14 protein-coding genes are annotated in these 18440 nt (G+C 42.4%); 10 read left to right on the top strand and 4 right to left on the bottom strand.

What is annotated here, in order from left to right; genetic code table 11:
- Positions 1-3187 (top strand): ATP-binding protein (locus F6J99_RS12665; RefSeq protein ID WP_293113221.1); only part of this gene is annotated, 3187 nt, incomplete at its 5' end.
- Here F6J99_RS12665 and F6J99_RS12670 read toward each other — a convergent pair.
- Positions 3164-3298 (bottom strand): hypothetical protein, encoded by a 135-nt coding sequence (locus tag F6J99_RS12670; protein ID WP_293113222.1) that lies wholly within the window; start codon positions 3296-3298, stop codon positions 3164-3166. The two genes, F6J99_RS12665 and F6J99_RS12670, sit on opposite strands and share 24 nt — an antisense overlap.
- Positions 3299-3366: 68 nt before the next feature.
- Between F6J99_RS12670 and F6J99_RS12675 the strand changes: the two genes are divergently transcribed.
- The 3 genes from F6J99_RS12675 (at position 3367) to F6J99_RS12685 (ending at position 4574) form a co-directional block, all read left to right on the top strand.
- On the top strand, positions 3367-3585 hold the full coding sequence (locus F6J99_RS12675; protein ID WP_293113223.1) for a type II toxin-antitoxin system HicA family toxin: 219 nt from the start codon (positions 3367-3369) through the stop codon (positions 3583-3585).
- Positions 3569-3790, top strand: a complete 222-nt coding sequence (locus F6J99_RS12680; protein ID WP_365973206.1) for a type II toxin-antitoxin system HicB family antitoxin — start codon at positions 3569-3571, stop codon at positions 3788-3790. Before F6J99_RS12675 ends, F6J99_RS12680 begins: the two co-directional genes overlap by 17 nt.
- Positions 3791-3998: 208 nt before the next feature.
- Positions 3999-4574 carry a Uma2 family endonuclease gene (locus F6J99_RS12685; protein WP_293113224.1) on the top strand — a complete coding sequence of 192 codons (576 nt, stop codon included), beginning with the start codon at positions 3999-4001 and terminating at the stop codon, positions 4572-4574.
- Between the two features lie 6 nt (positions 4575-4580).
- On the opposite strand, the gene F6J99_RS12690 is transcribed toward F6J99_RS12685, so the two are convergent.
- Positions 4581-4709 (bottom strand): hypothetical protein, encoded by a 129-nt coding sequence (locus F6J99_RS12690; RefSeq protein WP_293113225.1) that lies wholly within the window; start codon positions 4707-4709, stop codon positions 4581-4583.
- A 564-nt stretch (positions 4710-5273) separates the two neighbouring features.
- Entirely contained in the window at positions 5274-5471 is a 198-nt protein-coding gene (locus F6J99_RS12695) for a hypothetical protein (protein ID WP_293113226.1), read from the bottom strand.
- A 351-nt stretch (positions 5472-5822) separates the two neighbouring features.
- Between F6J99_RS12695 and F6J99_RS12700 the strand changes: the two genes are divergently transcribed.
- Genes F6J99_RS12700 through F6J99_RS12710 form a run of 3 tightly spaced genes read left to right on the top strand, consistent with a single transcriptional unit; the run spans position 5823 to position 11610 of the window.
- Positions 5823-9470 carry a CHAT domain-containing protein gene (locus F6J99_RS12700; RefSeq protein WP_293113227.1) on the top strand — a complete coding sequence of 1216 codons (3648 nt, stop codon included), beginning with the start codon at positions 5823-5825 and terminating at the stop codon, positions 9468-9470.
- A gap of 28 nt (positions 9471-9498) precedes the next feature.
- The gene (locus F6J99_RS12705) at positions 9499-9855 is read left to right on the top strand and encodes a hypothetical protein (RefSeq protein ID WP_293113228.1); all 357 of its coding nucleotides are present in this window, start codon (positions 9499-9501) and stop codon (positions 9853-9855) included.
- Between the two features lie 12 nt (positions 9856-9867).
- Positions 9868-11610, top strand: coding sequence for a hypothetical protein (locus F6J99_RS12710; RefSeq protein ID WP_293113229.1), 1743 nt, complete (start codon positions 9868-9870; stop codon positions 11608-11610).
- On the opposite strand, the gene F6J99_RS12715 is transcribed toward F6J99_RS12710, so the two are convergent.
- Positions 11557-11691, bottom strand: a complete 135-nt coding sequence (locus F6J99_RS12715) for a hypothetical protein (RefSeq protein WP_267876519.1) — start codon at positions 11689-11691, stop codon at positions 11557-11559. The two genes, F6J99_RS12710 and F6J99_RS12715, sit on opposite strands and share 54 nt — an antisense overlap.
- Before the next feature lie 276 nt (positions 11692-11967).
- Between F6J99_RS12715 and F6J99_RS12720 the strand changes: the two genes are divergently transcribed.
- The 3 genes from F6J99_RS12720 to F6J99_RS12730 are packed head-to-tail and all read left to right on the top strand — an operon-like array spanning position 11968 to position 18410.
- A complete protein-coding gene (locus F6J99_RS12720; RefSeq protein ID WP_293113230.1) occupies positions 11968-12102 on the top strand; it encodes a hypothetical protein in 135 nt (44 codons plus the stop codon).
- Between the two features lie 14 nt (positions 12103-12116).
- The gene (locus F6J99_RS12725) at positions 12117-12326 is read left to right on the top strand and encodes a hypothetical protein (RefSeq protein WP_293113231.1); all 210 of its coding nucleotides are present in this window, start codon (positions 12117-12119) and stop codon (positions 12324-12326) included.
- Between the two features lie 21 nt (positions 12327-12347).
- Positions 12348-18410, top strand: coding sequence for a hybrid sensor histidine kinase/response regulator (locus F6J99_RS12730; protein WP_293113232.1), 6063 nt, complete (start codon positions 12348-12350; stop codon positions 18408-18410).
- Positions 18411-18440 lie beyond the last annotated feature (30 nt).

Here is an 18440-nt window from a genome sequence, read left to right on the forward strand (position 1 = left end):
TCGGTTCAATGACAAACAGCTTAAATGTATAGTACTGTATGCGGTCAATTTCGCCACAAAGCCCTGGAAAGTGCATCTGAAAGAAACATTAACCCCTTTGCTAGAGGCTTACTCTGTCGGGCTAGAAACTGGAGATTTTGACCAATCTGCCTTCTCTGCGGATATGTACTTAGAACATTCCTTTTGGCTTGGCAAAGAGTTGGCTGAGCTTGACCAGACCTGTGCCAAATATCATCAAGGGATTGATCAACTCAAGCAAGAGATGCCACGTCAGCTTACTGCGATGACCTGGCAAGGGGTCTTAAATTTGCTAGGACAAGCTGAAAATTCTTGCTGTTTAAAGGGTGAAGTTTACGACGAAGAGATCATGCTCCCACTCCATCAGGAGTTCAATCACCTCAGGGCACTTTACACCCTACATATGTATAAATTATTCCTCTGTTATCTGTTTCAGGATTATCAGCAAGCTTGGGAACAAGCCATCATTACCGAAAATTATTTAGATGGAGTACCAGCCGCTTTCAATGTTGCGGTTTTCTATTGGTACGATTCTCTAACTCGCTTAGCTCTCTATCCTGAACAGAATCAAGCTCAACAACAACAAAGTTTAGATAAAATAGCTAAAAATCAAGACAAGCTCAAAACATGGGCAGACCATGCCCCGATGAATTATTTGCACAAATTTTATTTAGTAGAAGCGGAGCGCTATCGTGTTTTGGGTCAAAAGCTGGAAGCGATGGAGTATTATGACCGCGCTATTGCTGGAGCAAAAGAAAACCAATACATCCAAGAGGAAGCCCTGGCTAATGAACTTGCTGCTAAATTCTACTGGGAGTGGGGTAAAGAAACCATTGCCCAAGCCTATCTGAGTTGTGCCTACTATGGCTATAGTCACTGGGGAGCAAAAGCTAAGGTGGAGGATTTGGAAATTCGCTATCCTCAATTTCTCATTTCCATTCTTACCGAGAAAACTATCAATATCAGCACAGGAGACACGATCACCAACCTCACTACTCAAGGGGTTAATAGCAGCACTACCAAGGCTTCAACCGCTTTGGACTTAGCTACGGTGCTCAAAGCATCCCAGGCTCTGTCTGGAGAAATACAGCTAGATCAGTTGCTCTCGACGTTAATGCAAGTGGTGATGGAGAATGCTGGAGCTGACAAATGCGCTCTGATTTTGGTAAAAGGTGAGAGGTTAGTGCTTGAGGCTATGGAAACCGCTAATCAAGTCACTTTCCTGGAATCTATGCCAGTGGAAGAAAGCCAAGATATTCCCCAAAGTGCGATCAATTATGTTAAACGGAAATCGGAAACCTTAGTTATTAATGATATTACGGTTGAGACTATCCTAGGTGCTGACCCCTATTTTATCCGTCAGCAACCCCGGAGTCTGATGTGTACTCCAATCATTAATCAAGGTCAACTAATTGGTTTACTTTATCTAGAAAATAATCTCACCACTGGAGCCTTTAGTTCAGATAGATTAGAAGTCTTAAATCTGCTCACCTCCCAAGCCGCTATTTCTATCGAAAATGCTCAACTTTACAGCAATTTAGAAGAGAAAGTTGCCGAACGCACTGCTGAATTAGCACAAGCCAAACAAGCGGCTGATGCGGCTAACCAAGCTAAAAGCGAATTCCTCTCCAATATGAGCCATGAATTGCGCACTCCTCTCAATGGCATTCTTGGCTATGCTCAAATCCTGAAGCGAGACCGGTACCTCGGCACCAGGCAAATCGATGGTTTAACTATTATTGAGCAAAGTGGCAACCATTTGTTAACTCTGATCAACGATATTTTAGACTTATCTAAAATTGAAGCTCGCAAATTGGAACTTTACCCCAGTGATTTACATTTTAAAACCTTCATCGAAAGTGTGGTAAGTATTATCCGCATGCGAGGCTTAGAAAAAGATATCTTGTTCAAATACGACCCTGTGGGGGATTTACCCAATGGGATTAAAGCTGACGAGAAACGGTTGCGACAGGTCTTGCTGAATTTGTTAGGTAATGCTGTTAAATTCACCGACCATGGTGAAGTAATCTTGCGAGTTAGCTTACAGCCGTTTTCAGATGAATTGACCTCACTACAGACAGCTGCAAGCCCCCTAAATCCCCCAATTCTGGGGGACTTTAACTCAATTTATCCTTCCGGTGCCCTTGACCTAGGCGAATTAAATTACGGGTCAAGCGCACCGCAAAGTTGGGGGGCTAGGGGGGCGAAACTTGCTGTAATTGACCAACAACAGACTGCTTCAATTATCCGTTTTCAAGTTATTGATAGCGGAGTTGGCATGTCCCCGGAACAGTTAGAAACAATTTTCCAACCCTTTGAACAAGTGGGTGATACCCAACGGCGCTCTGCTGGCACTGGCTTAGGCTTAGCCATTTCTAAACAACTGGTGGAGTTAATGGGGGGTCAACTGATGGTAACTAGTGACTTCGGTAAAGGGTCTACTTTCTGGTTTGACATCCCTTTTCCTGTGGTCAAAACCGTTACCAAAGCTCAACCGGAAATCGTGGATCAAATTAAGGGCTACAAGGGTAAACCATGCCAAATCTTGGTAGTGGATGACCAACTGGAAAATCGCTTAGTTTTGCTCAACATGCTCGCACCAATGGGCTTTGATATCGTCACTGCCGAGAATGGTCAACAAGCAGTAGACATGGCTAGTGAACTTCACCCCGACCTGATTTTGACTGATTTAGTGATGCCAGTTAAAACTGGCTTTGAAGCGGTTAACGAAATCCGACAAATTGCTGAGCTTAAAGACATACCAATCATTGCTGTCTCAGCTAGCGTCCTGGATATGGATCAGAAGAAGAGTAAGAGAGTCGGCTGTCAAGCTTTTCTGTCCAAACCGATTGACCAGAATCAATTATTGGCTTTATTGGGGCAATATTTACCAATTGAGTGGGTGTATGAACCAATTGATGACATGGGTTTGAGCAAAAATGGCACGATCTCAGGTCAGACAGCAGCAATTATCCCACCGCCCCCTGAGGAAATCGAAGTACTCTATGAATTAGCCATGCTTGGCAGTATGAGAAAGATTCGCGATCGCGCTATGTTCATCGAACATCTCCATGAAGACTATCGGCCTTTTGCTAATAAACTCAAAGATTTAGCGGATGGATTTCAAGAACAAGCGATTTTGAGTTTAGTGGAAAGTTATATGAATTGAGCTGTGAGTAGGGAGTAGGGAGTAGGGAGTAGGGAGTAGGGAGTAGGGAATAGGGAATAGGGAATAGAGAAGAGGCAAGAGGCAAGAGGGAAAAAATACTGTGTACCTCATAGTCATGAAAAACGCTGTAATCTAGCTTTGAGTTAGATAAAATAGGGAATATCTAAAGTCTCTACCAAATGCCAAAGAAAATCAGGGAACTCAAGGAAATACTGCGCCAAGCTGGTTTTAGGGAAATACCAGGTAAAGGGAGCCATACAAACTGGATACATCCTCTTTATGCTGGTAAAATAACAATTTCAGGTAAAGACGGAAACGATGCTAAACGCTATCAAGAAAAGAATGTCCAAAGCGCTATTGATGAAGTAGAAGGGAATCTTAATGATGATCAAACTTAAATATCAAATGATCATTCAATGGTCAGAAGAAGATAATTGTTTTTTAGTTGGTTTTCCCGACTTCCCCGGACAACAATGGCGGACTCATGGCGATTCTTATGAAGAAGCGGTTAAGAATGGAACTGAAGCGTTAGAATCTTTGGTAATAGCCTATCAAGCAACAGGTGAAATGCTTCCGGAACCAAGTATTACTAAAGCAGCGTAGTCAGCTATCAGTTGTCAGCTATCAGCTGTCAGCTCTCAGCATATGCTTACATAGCATTTATCATAGCTATGAGGTACACATAATTTTTTACCTCTTCCCTCTTACCTGCTCCCTATTCCCTGCTCCCTGCTCCCTGTTCCCAGATCCGCTGTTCCCTGTTCCCTAAAAACCTCACCTAATTGAAAACCGCTAGATCACGATAGATATCATGGATACCATTACCCTAGACTTTAAGGGAATCGTTCAACTAACTGATGAGCAATTTTGGCAATTGTGTCAACATAACCGTGACTATCGCTTTGAACGTACTGTATTGGGAGAAATTTTGATCATGTCTCCAACTGGTGGAGAAACCAGCAATCGCAATGCTGATCTGATTTATCAATTACAAGCATGGAATAGAAAGCATAATTTAGGGGTTGTTTTTGATTCTTCTGGTGGATTTAAACTACCTAATAATGCCGACCGCTCTCCTGATGCGTCATGGATAACTAAAGAAAGATGGGATGCTTTGACTCTACAGCAACAACAAAAGTTCGTGCCTTTGTGTCCTGATTTTGTGCTTGAGTTACGCTCTCCTACTGATTCTCTCAAGAGATTACAAGCAAAAATGCAGGAGTATCAGGAAAATGGAGCCCGTTTGGGTTGGTTAATCGATCGGGAAAATAGACGAATTGAGCGTTATCGTCAGGGGAAACCAGTAGAAATTTTAGATTTTCCGACAAGTCTATCTGGAGAAGAGGTTCTCCCTGGTTTTGTTTTGGATTTAAGCAGTATTTGGTAATTGGATCTAGGAAAGGGAATAGGGAATAGGGAATAGGGAACAGGGAATAGGGAATAGGGAGTAGGGAGTAGGGAGTAGGGAGTAGGGAGTAGGTAAGAGGTGAAAAATCCTGTATACCTGATAGCTATGAAACACCCTTTAGAGGATATCTGAAAAGTTTTTTGATACTGAATTTTGCCCCCCTAGCCCCCCAATTCTGGGGGGAACAAGAATCCAATTGGCTGGTAAAAGTCCCCCAAAATTGGGGGATTTAGGGGGCTTGGATGTAGCAAATGATACTTCTCAGACAACCTCTTAGTAATTTTATCATCCCTTGATGATGTTGGGATACAAAATTACTGAACCACAAGTATTGCATTCCCAATTCCCGATGTAAGCTATCAGCTATCAGCTATCAGCTATCAGCTATCAGCTATCAGCTAATGCGCTACATCACAGCGTCGAAGCCTGTACCACAAAGCTAATGGACTTTTCCCCAGACTTGAAATTCTCATTAATCTCGAACTATTAAATTCTCCCAAATGAAGTTTCTTTTAAGCTGACCGCTGAATGCTGACCGCTGAATGCTGACAAAAAAATAGCCGTAGAAATACTATCCACGGCTATTTCAATGACCTATGTCAGAAGTTTCCGAACCAATCCGGACGTGATCCGATGGGATTGGCCAAGGGGGGGAAACCCCCCCAGAAATTTAAAGTGTTATGGCAACAACAAATACTTGGTCATTATAGTAATGAATTCCCCTGGAACCTCGGTGGGCTGCAGAGGACTCCATTCGGAAATCTCAGCATAGCGCAGCGCATAAAGGGCGTACATCGTGTTGAGTACTGCTTTACGAGACCCCTTTAAGATGTGCTTAACGGGTTGTTTGTTGGAGTTTGGAGTAAATTCTGACATAGGTCACAAATTGAATTTATTTACATTAATTATTGTAATGATTATAAATTTAGTTGTCAAGGGTTTTTAAACGTTTTTTTGGAAAGTTTTAGAGTTAGTTAAAAATGCGGTAACATAACTTTATCGTTACCGTAAATTCTCTTGAAAACCATCACTTTTTGACAGATAATTTACATGATATATATAGCGTTTAGTTCTAGTTAATATCCAAAGTTAGTGACTATTGCCTATTGCCTATTGCCTATTGCCTAAGCGATTATGTTCACAACTCAAATATAAATGGTCCCTGCTCTCTTTACTTGAAAGTAGTAGTATAATAGTTAAAGAAATATTGTAGAGCAGTTAATGGCAATGCCTGACAATAGATATGATACCCAACTCAAATTTATGTTACAGGTTCTACAAGCAACCGCAGACAGTAATGGTGACGCGCAGGTAGTTTATCCATTACTGGCAGATAATATAGACAAACTTAATGAGGATTTAGCCGAATTATTTCGGTTTGTAGCAACAAATATTCTGGCAAAAACAAAACCAGATAAAGCGGAAAATTTAGCAGTAGATATTGTTAACTTCAGCAATCTAATTTCACAATTACCCTTGGGTGATAAAGCCAGCAATAGGTCAATTGCCATCACTGGCTATGAAGTCGCACTAACTGTTTTCACCCGTGAAGCTTTTCCCTATGAATGGGCAATGACTCAAACCAATTTCGGAAATGCTTACTTAGAAAGAATCACAGGGGATAAAGCAGAAAACCTAGAATATGCCATCGCTTGCTACCAATTGGCTTTAGACGTTTGCACCCGTGAAGCTTTTCCCTATGAATGGGCAACGACTCAAAACAATCTCGGTAGTGCTTACTGTAAGAGAATCACAGGGGATAAAGCACAAAACCTAGAAGATGCCATCGCTTGCTACCAATCCGCTTTAGACGTTTACACCCATGAAGCTTTTCCGGAAAAATGGGCAGGTACTCAACACAATCTCGGTCTTGCTTACTATGACAGAATCACAGGGGATAAAACACAAAACCTAGAAGATGTCATCGCTTGCTTCCAATTGGCTTTAGCGGTTTACACCCGTGAAGCTTTTCCTGATGAATGGGCAGGTACTCAAAACAATCTCGGTCTTGCTTACTCTGACAGAATCACAGGTCCCAAAGCACAAAACCTAGAAGATGCGATCGCTTGCTACCAATTGGCTTTAGAAGTTCGTACCCGTGACGCTTTTCCTATTGATTGGGCAGGTACTCAACACAATCTCGGTAATGCTTACTTAGAAAGAATCACAGGGGATAAAGCACAAAACCTAGAACAGGCCATCCCTTGCTTCCAATTAGCTTTAGAAGTACGCACCCGTCAAGCTTTTCCTGTTGATTGGGCATCGACTCAAAACAATCTCGGTAGTGCTTACTATTACAGAATCAAAGGGGATAAAGCACAAAACCTCGAAGATGCCATCCCTTGCTTCCAATTGGCTTTAGACGTTTACACCCGTCAAGCTTTTCCTGAAGATTGGGCATCGACTCAAAACAATCTCGCTCTTGCTTACTATTACAGAATCAAAGGGGATAAAGCACAAAACCTCGAAGATGCCATCGCTTGCTACCAATCCGCTTTAGAAGTTTGCACCCGTCAAGCTTTTCCCGAAAAATGGGTTTTGATTCAAAACAATCTCGGTCTTGCTTACTCAGACAGAATCACAGGGGATAAAGCACAAAACCTCGAAGATGCCATCGCTTGCTACCAATCCGCTTTAGAAGTTTGCACCCGTCAAGCTTTTCGCGAAAAATGGGCAGGTACTCAAAACAATCTCGGTCTTGCTTACTATGACAGAATCACAGAGGATAAAGCACAAAACCTCGAAGATGCCATCGCTTGCTACCAATTAGCTTTAGACGTTTACACCCATCAAGCTTTTCCTATTGATTGGGCAATGACTCAAAACAATCTCGGTCTTGCTTACTCTAACAGAATCACAGGGGATAAAGCACAAAACCTCGAAGATGCCATCGCTTGCTACCAATCCGCTTTAGAAGTACGCACTCGTCAAGCATTTCCCTATGATTGGGCAGGTACTCAAAACAATCTCGGTAATGCTTACTTTAACAGAATCACAGGGGATAAAGCACAAAACTTAGAAGTTGCCATCGCTTGCTATCAATCCGCTTTAGAAGTACGCACACGTGAAGCATTTCCGTATGAATGGGCAACCACTCAAAACAATCTCGGTAATGCTTACTCTTACAGAATCACAGAGGATAAAGCACAAAACCTAGAAGTTGCCATCGCTTGCTACCAATTGGCTTTAGAAGTACGCACCCGTGAAGCTTTTCCTATTGATTGGGCAGGTACTCAAAACAATCTCGGTATTACTTACCAATATGCTCAAAATTTCCCTGAAGCTTACAAGGCTTTTGATGCTGCCATTAAAACCGTAGAATCCCTGCGAGATGAAATTAATTCTGGTTCTGGAGTAGAAGAATACAAAACAAAACTAGCTGAAAAGTACAACCCAAGCTATCGAGGCATGGTGGAAGTTTGCCTAGAGTTAAATAATATCACCGAAGCCATTGAATATGTTGAACGGAGCAAAACCCAGAATTTAGTTGACAATATTCTCAGCCGTGACCTGAAAACCATCTTTCCCCCAGAAGTTGTTACTAAACTAAAACAATACAGGGATGAAATATCGGTAGGTCAGGACCACATCCAGCATGGCAAAGCTGAAAATCCAACCGCCCTGGCACAACGTCTTCAAGAATTGCGACAGCAGCGCAATGATTTACAAGACCAATATTTACGTATCGGTTCTAGCTTTAACTTTGAGCAATTTCGGGAAACTATAGAGGAAAACACTGCCATTGTAGAATTTTACATTACATGGAATAAGCTGCTCACGTTCATCTTTACCGATCAAACTCAACCGCCAATAGTTTTGCAATCTGAGGCACAAGATTTAGACAAATTGGTAAATTGGGTAAATGGATATCTGGTAAGCTACAACAACGAAAAATATGATTGGAAAAAGAACCTGAGTAACCGCCTACATTTGTTGGCTGAGATTCTACACATAGATGACATTATTCAGCAAATACCCCCAGAGTGCGATCGCTTAATTTTAATCCCCCATCAGGTTTTACATTTGTTCCCGCTTCATGCCTTACCGATTAACAGTCAGCAGGGAGAAGCTACATCTGAAATTCTGATGGATCGGTTTCCAGCAGGGGTAAGTTATGCCCCTAGCTGTCAACTACTCCAACTTGCTCAAACCAGAGAACGCCCGGACTTTACCCACCTGTTTGCGGTTCAAAACCCCACGGGTGACTTAAGTTACGCTAACATCGAAGTAGAAGTGATTAAAGGCTACTTCAATCCAGCGGATACAGATGTCCTTGTGGAAAACGCTTCCACCAAAGCCGCCATAGAGAGCAAACCTCTCAACACATTCCACTGTATCCATTTTAGCTGTCACGGTTACTTTAACTACGAAAACCCTAAAAAACCACCTAAGTTTGCCCTCATCTTGGCAGATTCACAACTCACTTTAGATACAATCTTTGCCCTGAAATTAGAACAATGTCGCCTTGTTACCCTTTCTGCTTGCGAAACAGGATTAATCGATTTTAATAACACCAGCGATGAATACATTGGTTTACCCAGTGGTTTCCTAGTTGCCGGAAGTCCAGCAGTTGTTAGTAGCCTGTGGAGGGTAGAGGATTTATCTACGGCGTTGTTGATGATTAAATTTTATCAGAATCTGCGAGAGCCGATGTCCTTAGCAGTTGCCCTGAATCAAGCGCAATTCTGGCTGCGGGATGCCACTGTACAGGAATTTCTAGATTGGGCTGAACAGTTAACTAAACAGTTTAATTTGGATAATAACTTTAAGGAAAAAGTGGAGGAAGAATTCTGTTTATATCCAGAAACACACAACCCCTTTGATAATCATTATTATTGGGCAGCTTACTGCGCGATTGGACAATACTATATTTAGTAACCTAAACCGCAAAAAATATTTATTTATGGAAATTATAAAAATTTTAGATAAAAAAATCCAAGTTTTTCGGCAAGCACTCGAAACTAAATCTGAGGATTTTGAATTTGAAGACTTGCAAGACTTAGATCAAACTTTAGTAGCTTTAGACACTCAAACAGAAGCCGATTTAGTTAATATACTAACAAATTGGTTCAAGAACCATACAAAACTCACAGATACTCTACGCCTATTTGCTGATGAGAGGGAATTAAAGCATTCGCCCAAGCTTCCGTCTAATTCCGAAGCAAGTATTCTTCAAAACCTATTTGAACTGCGACAAACCAACCAAGAAATTATTAAAACTAAAACTAAGCAACAACAGTCAGAGAAGAGTAAGCAATAAAAATGTCAAACAATGAGTCATAAAATCTACGCACCTAATATTCATCTCTTTGCCTTCCATCTTCGGAATGTATCTAGTAGTGATTCCCAAGCAGACAGGGACTATGACAGCAAACTGCTTTGGCACAAGTGCCATGATATTTTTGCTAAATTCCAAATTCAACAGACGCTAGACCTGAGAGAGGTTGCAGAAGGTTCCCGCATTGCTTTACTAAACGGAGCCACCAAGGAAAATATTCTCTTACCGTTGGAGGGTAAATTATCTCTCAATAATGACAAAAAAATAACGATTACTGGTCAAGCTTGTCCACTCCAGATCTATGATAGTTATGCTCTCGGTTTGAATATTCGGATTCCTGAACGTGAGAATAATCAGAAAACCGAAGACGTAGACCTGACTGTATTCAACGATTTTAATCCAGACCAGTGCTTTCTTCCTAGTTACATTAACAGTTCCCTAGGACAAATTCTGTTGCTAACTGCTTGGCTACCCCAGAAGGAACAGCAAGATTCCCATTTATGGAAAGAGATAGCTGATCAGTGTGTGCAGAATTTTCTGGGAGAAAACGATCAGGATAACTGTCCACCGCTGTATCAAGAAGGTCAATTATTTGATAGTCCGATTTTTGAATATGGCATTCCCGATAAATCTCAAGACTATGGCCAAATTTTTGTTTGGCTATTTTTAGGAGAAGAAGTTAATGGCAACTATGGTGCCCGAGCCGACGAAAATTTTTGCTTGTTTTATCAAAATTTTATTGATTTATTTTTTTATCGCCAGAAAGTCATTCGAGCTTATCAAATCAGCCGGGAGGTTTATAGTGATGCTTACCAAGGATATCAAGAGATTAAACAAATCATCAATGAAACGACAGGTCACAGGCTGGAAGCCTGTGCCACGACTCAAACTAAAGATAAAACGACGGATCACAGGCTGGAAGCCTGTGCCACGACTCAAAGTCAAGATAAAACGACAGATCACAGGCTGGAAGCCTGTGCCACGACTCAAAGTCAAGATAATCAGAGGTCATTATCTGAGGCGGAACTGTTGGACTTTAAGAAGAAGCTGAGAATACTGCCGAAGCTAGACTTGAACTATTCAGACTGGCTGAGACAGTTAGAAAGCTATAGCTTGACCATGAAGATTAATGCTCACAATTATTCGGAAAAGCTTCAACAAGTTAAAGAAAAATTACCAAAGGATGAAGATTTAAGCTTTTTATCAGTATTTGAGCATAAAATCAGCCCTACTTATCAAGAGCAAATTCAAATAAACTTAAGCTATTTTGGACATAGCTCCGCCCTGTTAGACAAAGCGATTTCCTCAATCAGAGGTATTGTGGAAATTGAACAAGCAGAACGCGATCGCGCTTTGGAAAAAGCCCTCAGAGATAAGGAGGAGGCTGATCGAGCCCGAGAAAAAAAATTAGAACGTTGGATCACCTCCGTCGGTATTGGACTAGCCGTCAGTAGTATTTCTTCCCAAAGCGATGCTAAACAACCTCTAGAAGCCATCCTGATCGAACTAGACCTCAAGGGATTCTTAAATTGCCCTAAAGCTGAAGACCAGCCTTGCTTGAGTTACAGTGTGGTGTTTGTGCTATTTCATATTTTGATTGGTGTTGCAGTTGGTGTTGGCGTTGGTGCGATCGCTGTTTTCGCTGCTTTTATTTTGGATCGAATTATCCATTGCTGGTCAAAATTATCTGCAAAGGGAGTAGGGAGCAGGGAGCAGGGAGCAGGGAATCGGGAGTAGGGAGCAGGGAGCAGGGAGCAGGGAGCAGGGAATCGGGAATCGGGAATCGGGAATCGGGAGTCGGGAGTCGGGAACTTCCAATCAAAAATTCTGACAATTAATTTAGTGTTAATGTCGCAACAGTTTAGGGAATTCTCTGACTGTAGTCCCTTTGATGAATTGATGGAGCACGGTAAGCTATCAGCCGTCAGCTGTTGGCAAAAACACTGATGACAATAGACCTCTTGCAAAAGTATTTTTCTGATAGTGTTTAGGTCAATTATTGTCCACTGTTCCCTGTTCCCGACAACTGCCGCGAAGTCTAATAGAAGGCTAATATCATGTTATGACAATTGCCCTGTCTTGATGCAGTCGCTCATGGGGGAAACCCCCAAGACCGCGCTGCATCGCTTAATAAAAATCTCCCCCATCTCCCCATCGGGTGCATCTCAATGCATGCTGTTTGAACCTGTGGTGCGTTACGGGACGGACTGTCCCAATACTGGCTACTGATAAAATCAGAGGCTTTGGGTCTTATCACGCACCCTACCCAACTTTTTTACTCTTGCCTCTTGCCTCTTGCCTCTTGCCTCTTGCCTCTTGCCTCTTGCCTATTGCCTCTTGCCTATTGCCTCTTGCCTATTGCCTCTTGCCTATTGCCTCTTGCCTCTTGCCTTTTGCCTCTTGCCTCTTGCCTCTTGCCTGCTCCCTGCTCCCTGCTCCCTATCTCCCCTTAGTTACAGATTGACAATCAAACGATGCACCCGCCAGCCTCCCTGCTCAAGGGTTACCAAATCACTGCCCAACTTTATGAAAGTGCCAATTCTCTGGTTTATCGTGGTTACCGCGATAGTGATCAGCAGCCGGTTATCCTTAAATTTCTTAAACAGGACTATCCTAGCCCAGAGGAACTAACCAGATATCAACAAGAATATCACATCACTCGCTCTCTTAATCTAGAAGGGGTTATTCAAGTTTATGACTTGCAGCAGTATCAGAATACTCGGGTAATTATTTTAGAGGATTTTGGCGGAGAGTCATTAAGCCTTTTACTAACTAAACAAACCCTTAGCATCACAGACTTTATCACTATTGCTATCAAGATTAGTGAAATTTTAGGAGAAATTCATAGTGCTAATGTGATTCACAAGGATATTAACCCCAGTAATATTGTTTTTAACGGCGACACGGGAGAGCTTAAAATTATTGACTTTGGGATTTCTACGGTGCTATCCCGGGAAAATCCAACTCTAAAAAATCCCAATGTTATAGAAGGAACCTTAGCCTATATCTCACCAGAACAGACGGGGAGAATGAACCGCTCCCTGGATTACCGTACAGATTTTTATTCCCTTGGTGTCACCTTCTATGAACTGTTAACAAAGCAGCTACCGTTTCCTACTACTGACCTGATGGAGTTGGTACATTCTCATCTGGCTAAATCCCCTGTGGCACCCGATGTCTTGATCAGCTCACAGAGGGAGGGAGGGGGAGAGGGTTGTCCAAAAGCGGTTTCAGATATTGTGCTTAAACTGATGGCAAAAAATGCGGAAGACCGCTATCAGTCGGCTCATGGGCTCAAGACAGATTTGAAACACTGTCTTGAACAATTACAAACCACAGGAGAAATCAAAACCTTTCAACTCGGTCACTACGACATTTCCGAACGATTCACTATTCCTGAAACCTTGTATGGTCGAGACCAGGAAATTGCGACGTTGCTGGCAGCATTTGACCGGATAGCTGCCCTCTCTAGGAAAGACGGGGCTGAACTACTGCTGGTGGCTGGTTATTCTGGTGTGGGCAAGTCAGCCTTGGTTAATGAAGTCTACAAACCCATTACTGCCAAGGGTGGTAATTTCATTGCTGGTAAGTATGACCAATATCAGCACAACATTCCCTATGATGCGATCGCAAAAGCTTTCGGTGACTTGTGCAATCAACTGCTGACCGCAAGGGAAACGACTCTCAATCAATGGCGGCAGAAGATTCTAGCTGCTGTGGGCAACAACGGGCAAGTGTTAATCGATGTGATTCCTGATTTAGAGAGGATTATCGGTAAACAGCCCACCGTAGCACCAGTGGATGCGATCGCATCCCAAAACCGTTTCAATCTAGTTTTCAAGAACGTCATCAAAGCCATTTGTCAGTCAGATCATCCACTGGTCTTGTTCATTGATAATTGGCAATGGGCTGATAGTGCTTCATTAATGCTGCTAAAGACAATTATCACCGATAGCGAGCTTAAGCATTTACTAGTTGTGGGAGCCTACCGAGACCATGAAGTAGATCCAGCCCATCCCTTCATGACTGCTGTCGAAGAAATCAAACAAGAGGGGGGAATTGTTTCACAGATTCATCTCGATAATCTCAAGCCAGTCCATGTGAATCAGTTAATTGCTGATGCCTTAGACTGTTCCCCTCAAGATAGCCAACCCTTAACAGATTTAGTTTACTCCAAAACTCATGGTAATCCTTTTTTTACCACAGAGTTTATAAAATCCATTTATACAGAAGAATTATTACTATTTAACCATACCCAGTGCCAATGGCAATGGGATAGTGAGCTGATTCAAGCCAAAGATATTACCGATAATGTGGTAGACTTTATGGCAGCTAAAATCAGCACGCTCTCGGAAACGACTCAAAAGATATTGCAGGTAGCAGCTTGTATTGGTAATAGCTTTGATGTATTACTATTAGCCGTTATTTATCAACAGTCTCCCCAGCAAGTCATCTATAGTTTATTGCCCGCTATCCAACAGGGGTTAATTGTTTCCTTAAATCAAGGGTATCAGCTGATTAACCTCGATGAGGATACCGACTGCAGTGTAGTTAAATTTAGATTTCAGCACGATCGGGTTCAACAAGCAGCCTATACCCTGATTGAACCATCACAAAAAACAGCTTTTCACTTACTAATCGGTCGCCTGTTATTAAAAACCAAGACATCCGAAACATTATCAGAGTCTATCTTTGAGATTATCGATCATCTCAATCTTGCCAGTGAGCACGTTACCTCTCCAGAAGAATTCAAGGAAATTGCCAGGCTTAATCTGATCGCCAGTCAAAAAGCCAAAGTTGCTGCTGCTTATGAACTAGCAACGAATTACGCCAATGCAGGCATTAATCATCTATCAGATCTATCAGCAGATAGCTGGCAAACCCATTATGAATTGACCTTAGCCTTACATAACGAAGCCATTGAGGCAGCCTACCTTAACGGTGATTTGAAAGCAATGGCGAGATTAGCTCAGGTAGTGCTACAGCAAGCTAGACTCCTGCTGGACAAGGTCAAAGCTTACCAAGTCCAAATTCAAGCCTCCATCGCACAAAACCAGTTACTGGACGCCCTCAATACCGCTCTAACTATTCTCACACTCCTAGGGGTAAGCCTTCCAGAAACCCCAAGCAACACCGATATCGAGCTTGGACTGGCCGAAACCATCGAGAATTTGCCAGCTATTGCCATTCAAGAGTTAATTAACATGCCAGAAATGACCGATCCCTACAAGCTGGCAACCATGGGAATCTTATCCAGCGTGCTGAATGCAGCTTATATGGCAATTCCTGACTTGTTACCCCTGATTGTGTTTGCACAAGTCAATTTATCCATCAACCATGGCAATTCCTCTTTTTCCGCCTTTGCTTATGCCAATTATGGCTTAATTCTCTGCGGGATAGTGGGAGATATCGATAGCGGTTATGAATTTGGTAAACTTGCTTTCAGTATTATAGAAAAATTTAATAATAAAGCTAATAATAAAGCTAATAATAAAGCCATCAAAGCCAGGACATTCGAGATAGTTTGCTTATCTATCAAGCATTGGAAAGAGCATATCAGTAACACCTTAACCCCTTTGCTTGAAGCCTATCAAAGTGGGCTGGAAACTGGCGATTTAGAATATGCTTCATTTGCCGCTTTAGATTATTGTTCCCATTCCTATGTCCTTGGCAAGGAACTAAACGGACTTGAACAAGAGATAGCCACCTATAGCCAAGCCATCCATCAGCTTAACCAAACAACTGTCTTTCAATTAAACGAAATCTTTCATCAAGCGGTTTTGAATTTGCTCGGAAATGCCGAAAATCCCTGTTATCTAATCGGTAAAGCCTATAACGAAGCGCAAATGTTACCAATCCATCAGCAAGCAAACGATATCAGTACCATGGCATTATTATATGCTAATAAACTGATTCTTTGCTTTCTATTTGGTGATTTGCTTGAAGCTAGGGAAATTGCTGCTAAACTAGAACTATATTTAGAAGGAATTCCCGGACAAGTATTCGTACCCCTGTTCTATTTTTACGATTCTTTGGTAAGGCTGGCGCTATATCCTAGTTCAACAAATCTGGACAAAGAAGAATGTTTAGCTCGTGTTGCTACCAATCAAGAAAAGATGAAAAACTGGGCTGACTATGCTCCCATGAATTATCTGCACAAATTTCATCTAGTAGAAGCAGAGCGCCATCGGATTCTAGGTCAAAACGTGGAAGCGATGGATTTATACAATTGCGCCATTGCTGACGCAAAGGCAAACGGATATCTTAACGAAGAAGCCCTTGCCAACGAACTCGCTGCCAAATTTTATCTGGAATGGGGCAAAGACAAAATTGCCCAAGTCTACATGATGGAGGCATACCATGGCTACACTCACTGGGGAGCATTAGCAAAAGTCCAAGACTTAGAACAACGTTATCCCCAGTTACTAACCCAAACCGCCAGTAACCTTCGATTCTCTGCTACTCACACCACCACCTCATCCACCACTGCCACAACCCTATCCGATTCCCTAGACCTAATCAGCATCCTCAAAGCCTCTCAAGCCCTAGCCCAAGAGATTAAACTTGATACCTTACTAGCCAACATGATGGCAATTGTGATCGAAAATGCCGGAGCGGAAACGGCGTATCTATTGCTTCAACAGAATCAGCAATGGGCGATCGCAGCAGAAGGGATACTTGATACCAATAAAGATAGCAAGAAAGTAAACATTTTACAATTCGCTCCCTTAGATAATTTCCCAGAAACCTCCCTACCAAAGTCCATTATCAACTACGTTATCCGAACCCAAACCAGTGTTGTTTGTCACCGTGCTACTAAACATCAGACCTTCTCTACAGATCCCTATATCCAGATTCATCAACCCCAATCGATTTTGTGTACTCCCATTATTAACCAAGGCCAACTAATTGGTTTGCTCTATCTGGAAAATAATCTCACCACTGGAGCCTTTACACCAGACCGATTAGAAGTCTTAAATCTGCTCACCTCCCAAGCTGCTATTTCCCTAGAAAATGCCCTGTTGTATCGCCAATTAGAAGACTATTCCCACACCCTAGAACAAAAAGTAGAAGAACGCACCGCCCAACTAGCTGAGTCTAATCAACAACTGAAAGCTGCTAAACAAAAAGCCGATACTGCTAACGAAGCTAAAAGCGAATTCCTCTCCAACATGAGCCATGAATTGCGTACTCCTCTCAATGGCATCCTCGGCTATGCTCAAATCCTCAAGCGAGACCGGGACCTAGGCACCAAGCAAATCGATGGCTTAACGATTATTGAGCAAAGTGGCAACCATTTGTTAACTCTGATCAACGATATTTTAGACCTATCTAAAATTGAAGCTCGCAAAATGGAACTCTACCCCAGGGATTTACACCTCCAAAGTTTCCTGGAAAGTGTGGTAGGTATTATCCGCATGCGAGCCTTGGAAAAAGATATTTTGTTCGAATATCATCCTGAGGATAACTTACCTCATGGCATTAAAGCTGACGAGAAACGACTGCGACAGGTACTGCTAAATTTATTAGGTAATGCTGTTAAATTTACTGACACTGGTGAAGTAACGTTAAAGGTTAATGTGATTAGTCTCGACCAACCACAAAAGACAACACTTCGTTTTCAAGTAATTGATACCGGTGTTGGTATGACCCCCGAACAGTTACAGAAAATTTTCCAACCCTTTGAACAAGTGGGAGATACCCAAAGGCGTGCTACTGGCACTGGTTTAGGGCTAACGATCACCAAGCAGTTGGTAGAGCTAATGGGAGCAAAGCTACAAGTCACAAGCAAATTTGGTTCTGGCTCTATGTTCTGGTTTGATGTTACCTTCCCAGTAGTAGAAACATACCAACCACAGCAGCAGAAGAGCCTGGGGCAAATTGTTGGTTATCTTGGCTCTCGGCGCAAGGTATTAATCGCGGAAGACAAACCAGCAAATCGGGCTGTGTTGCAGAACATGCTAGAGCCGTTGGGCTTTGAAGTAGCGTACGCAGAAAATGGCCAGCAGGAAATCGAACTGGCTCAACAGCTACAACCTGACCTGATTTTGACCGACTTAATCATGCCGGTCAAAACTGGCTTTGAAGCGATCGCAGAACTGAGAAACCTACCTCAAATGCAGGATATCCCAATTATTGTGGTGTCCGCTAACGTCTTAGACACAGACCAAGAGAAAAGTAAGCTTGTCGGCTGTCAAGGCTTTTTGTCCAAACCCGTAGATGAGCAACAGTTGCTGGAATTGTTGGGAGAGTATTTACAACTGGAGTGGATTTATGAAGAAGTATCCCCACAGACCATAACACCAGCTAGCTCAAAGCAACCGTTAGTGATTCCGCCACCAGCAGAAATGGAAGTGCTCTACGAATTAGCCATGCTCGGCAGTATGAAAAAGATTCGCCAACGAGCCACCTATCTCGAACAACTGGATACAAAATATATTCCCTTTGCGAAGAAACTCAAAGATTTAGCCGAAGGATTCCAGGAGGAAAAGATTTTAGAGTTAGTGGAAAAGTATCTAGAGATGGACAACAGTTAATCGGTTAATGGGAGTAGGCAAGAGGCAAGA

Source organism: Moorena sp. SIO4G3 (assembly GCF_010692305.1).
In the GTDB taxonomy this organism is placed as follows: domain Bacteria; phylum Cyanobacteriota; class Cyanobacteriia; order Cyanobacteriales; family Coleofasciculaceae; genus Moorena; species Moorena producens_A.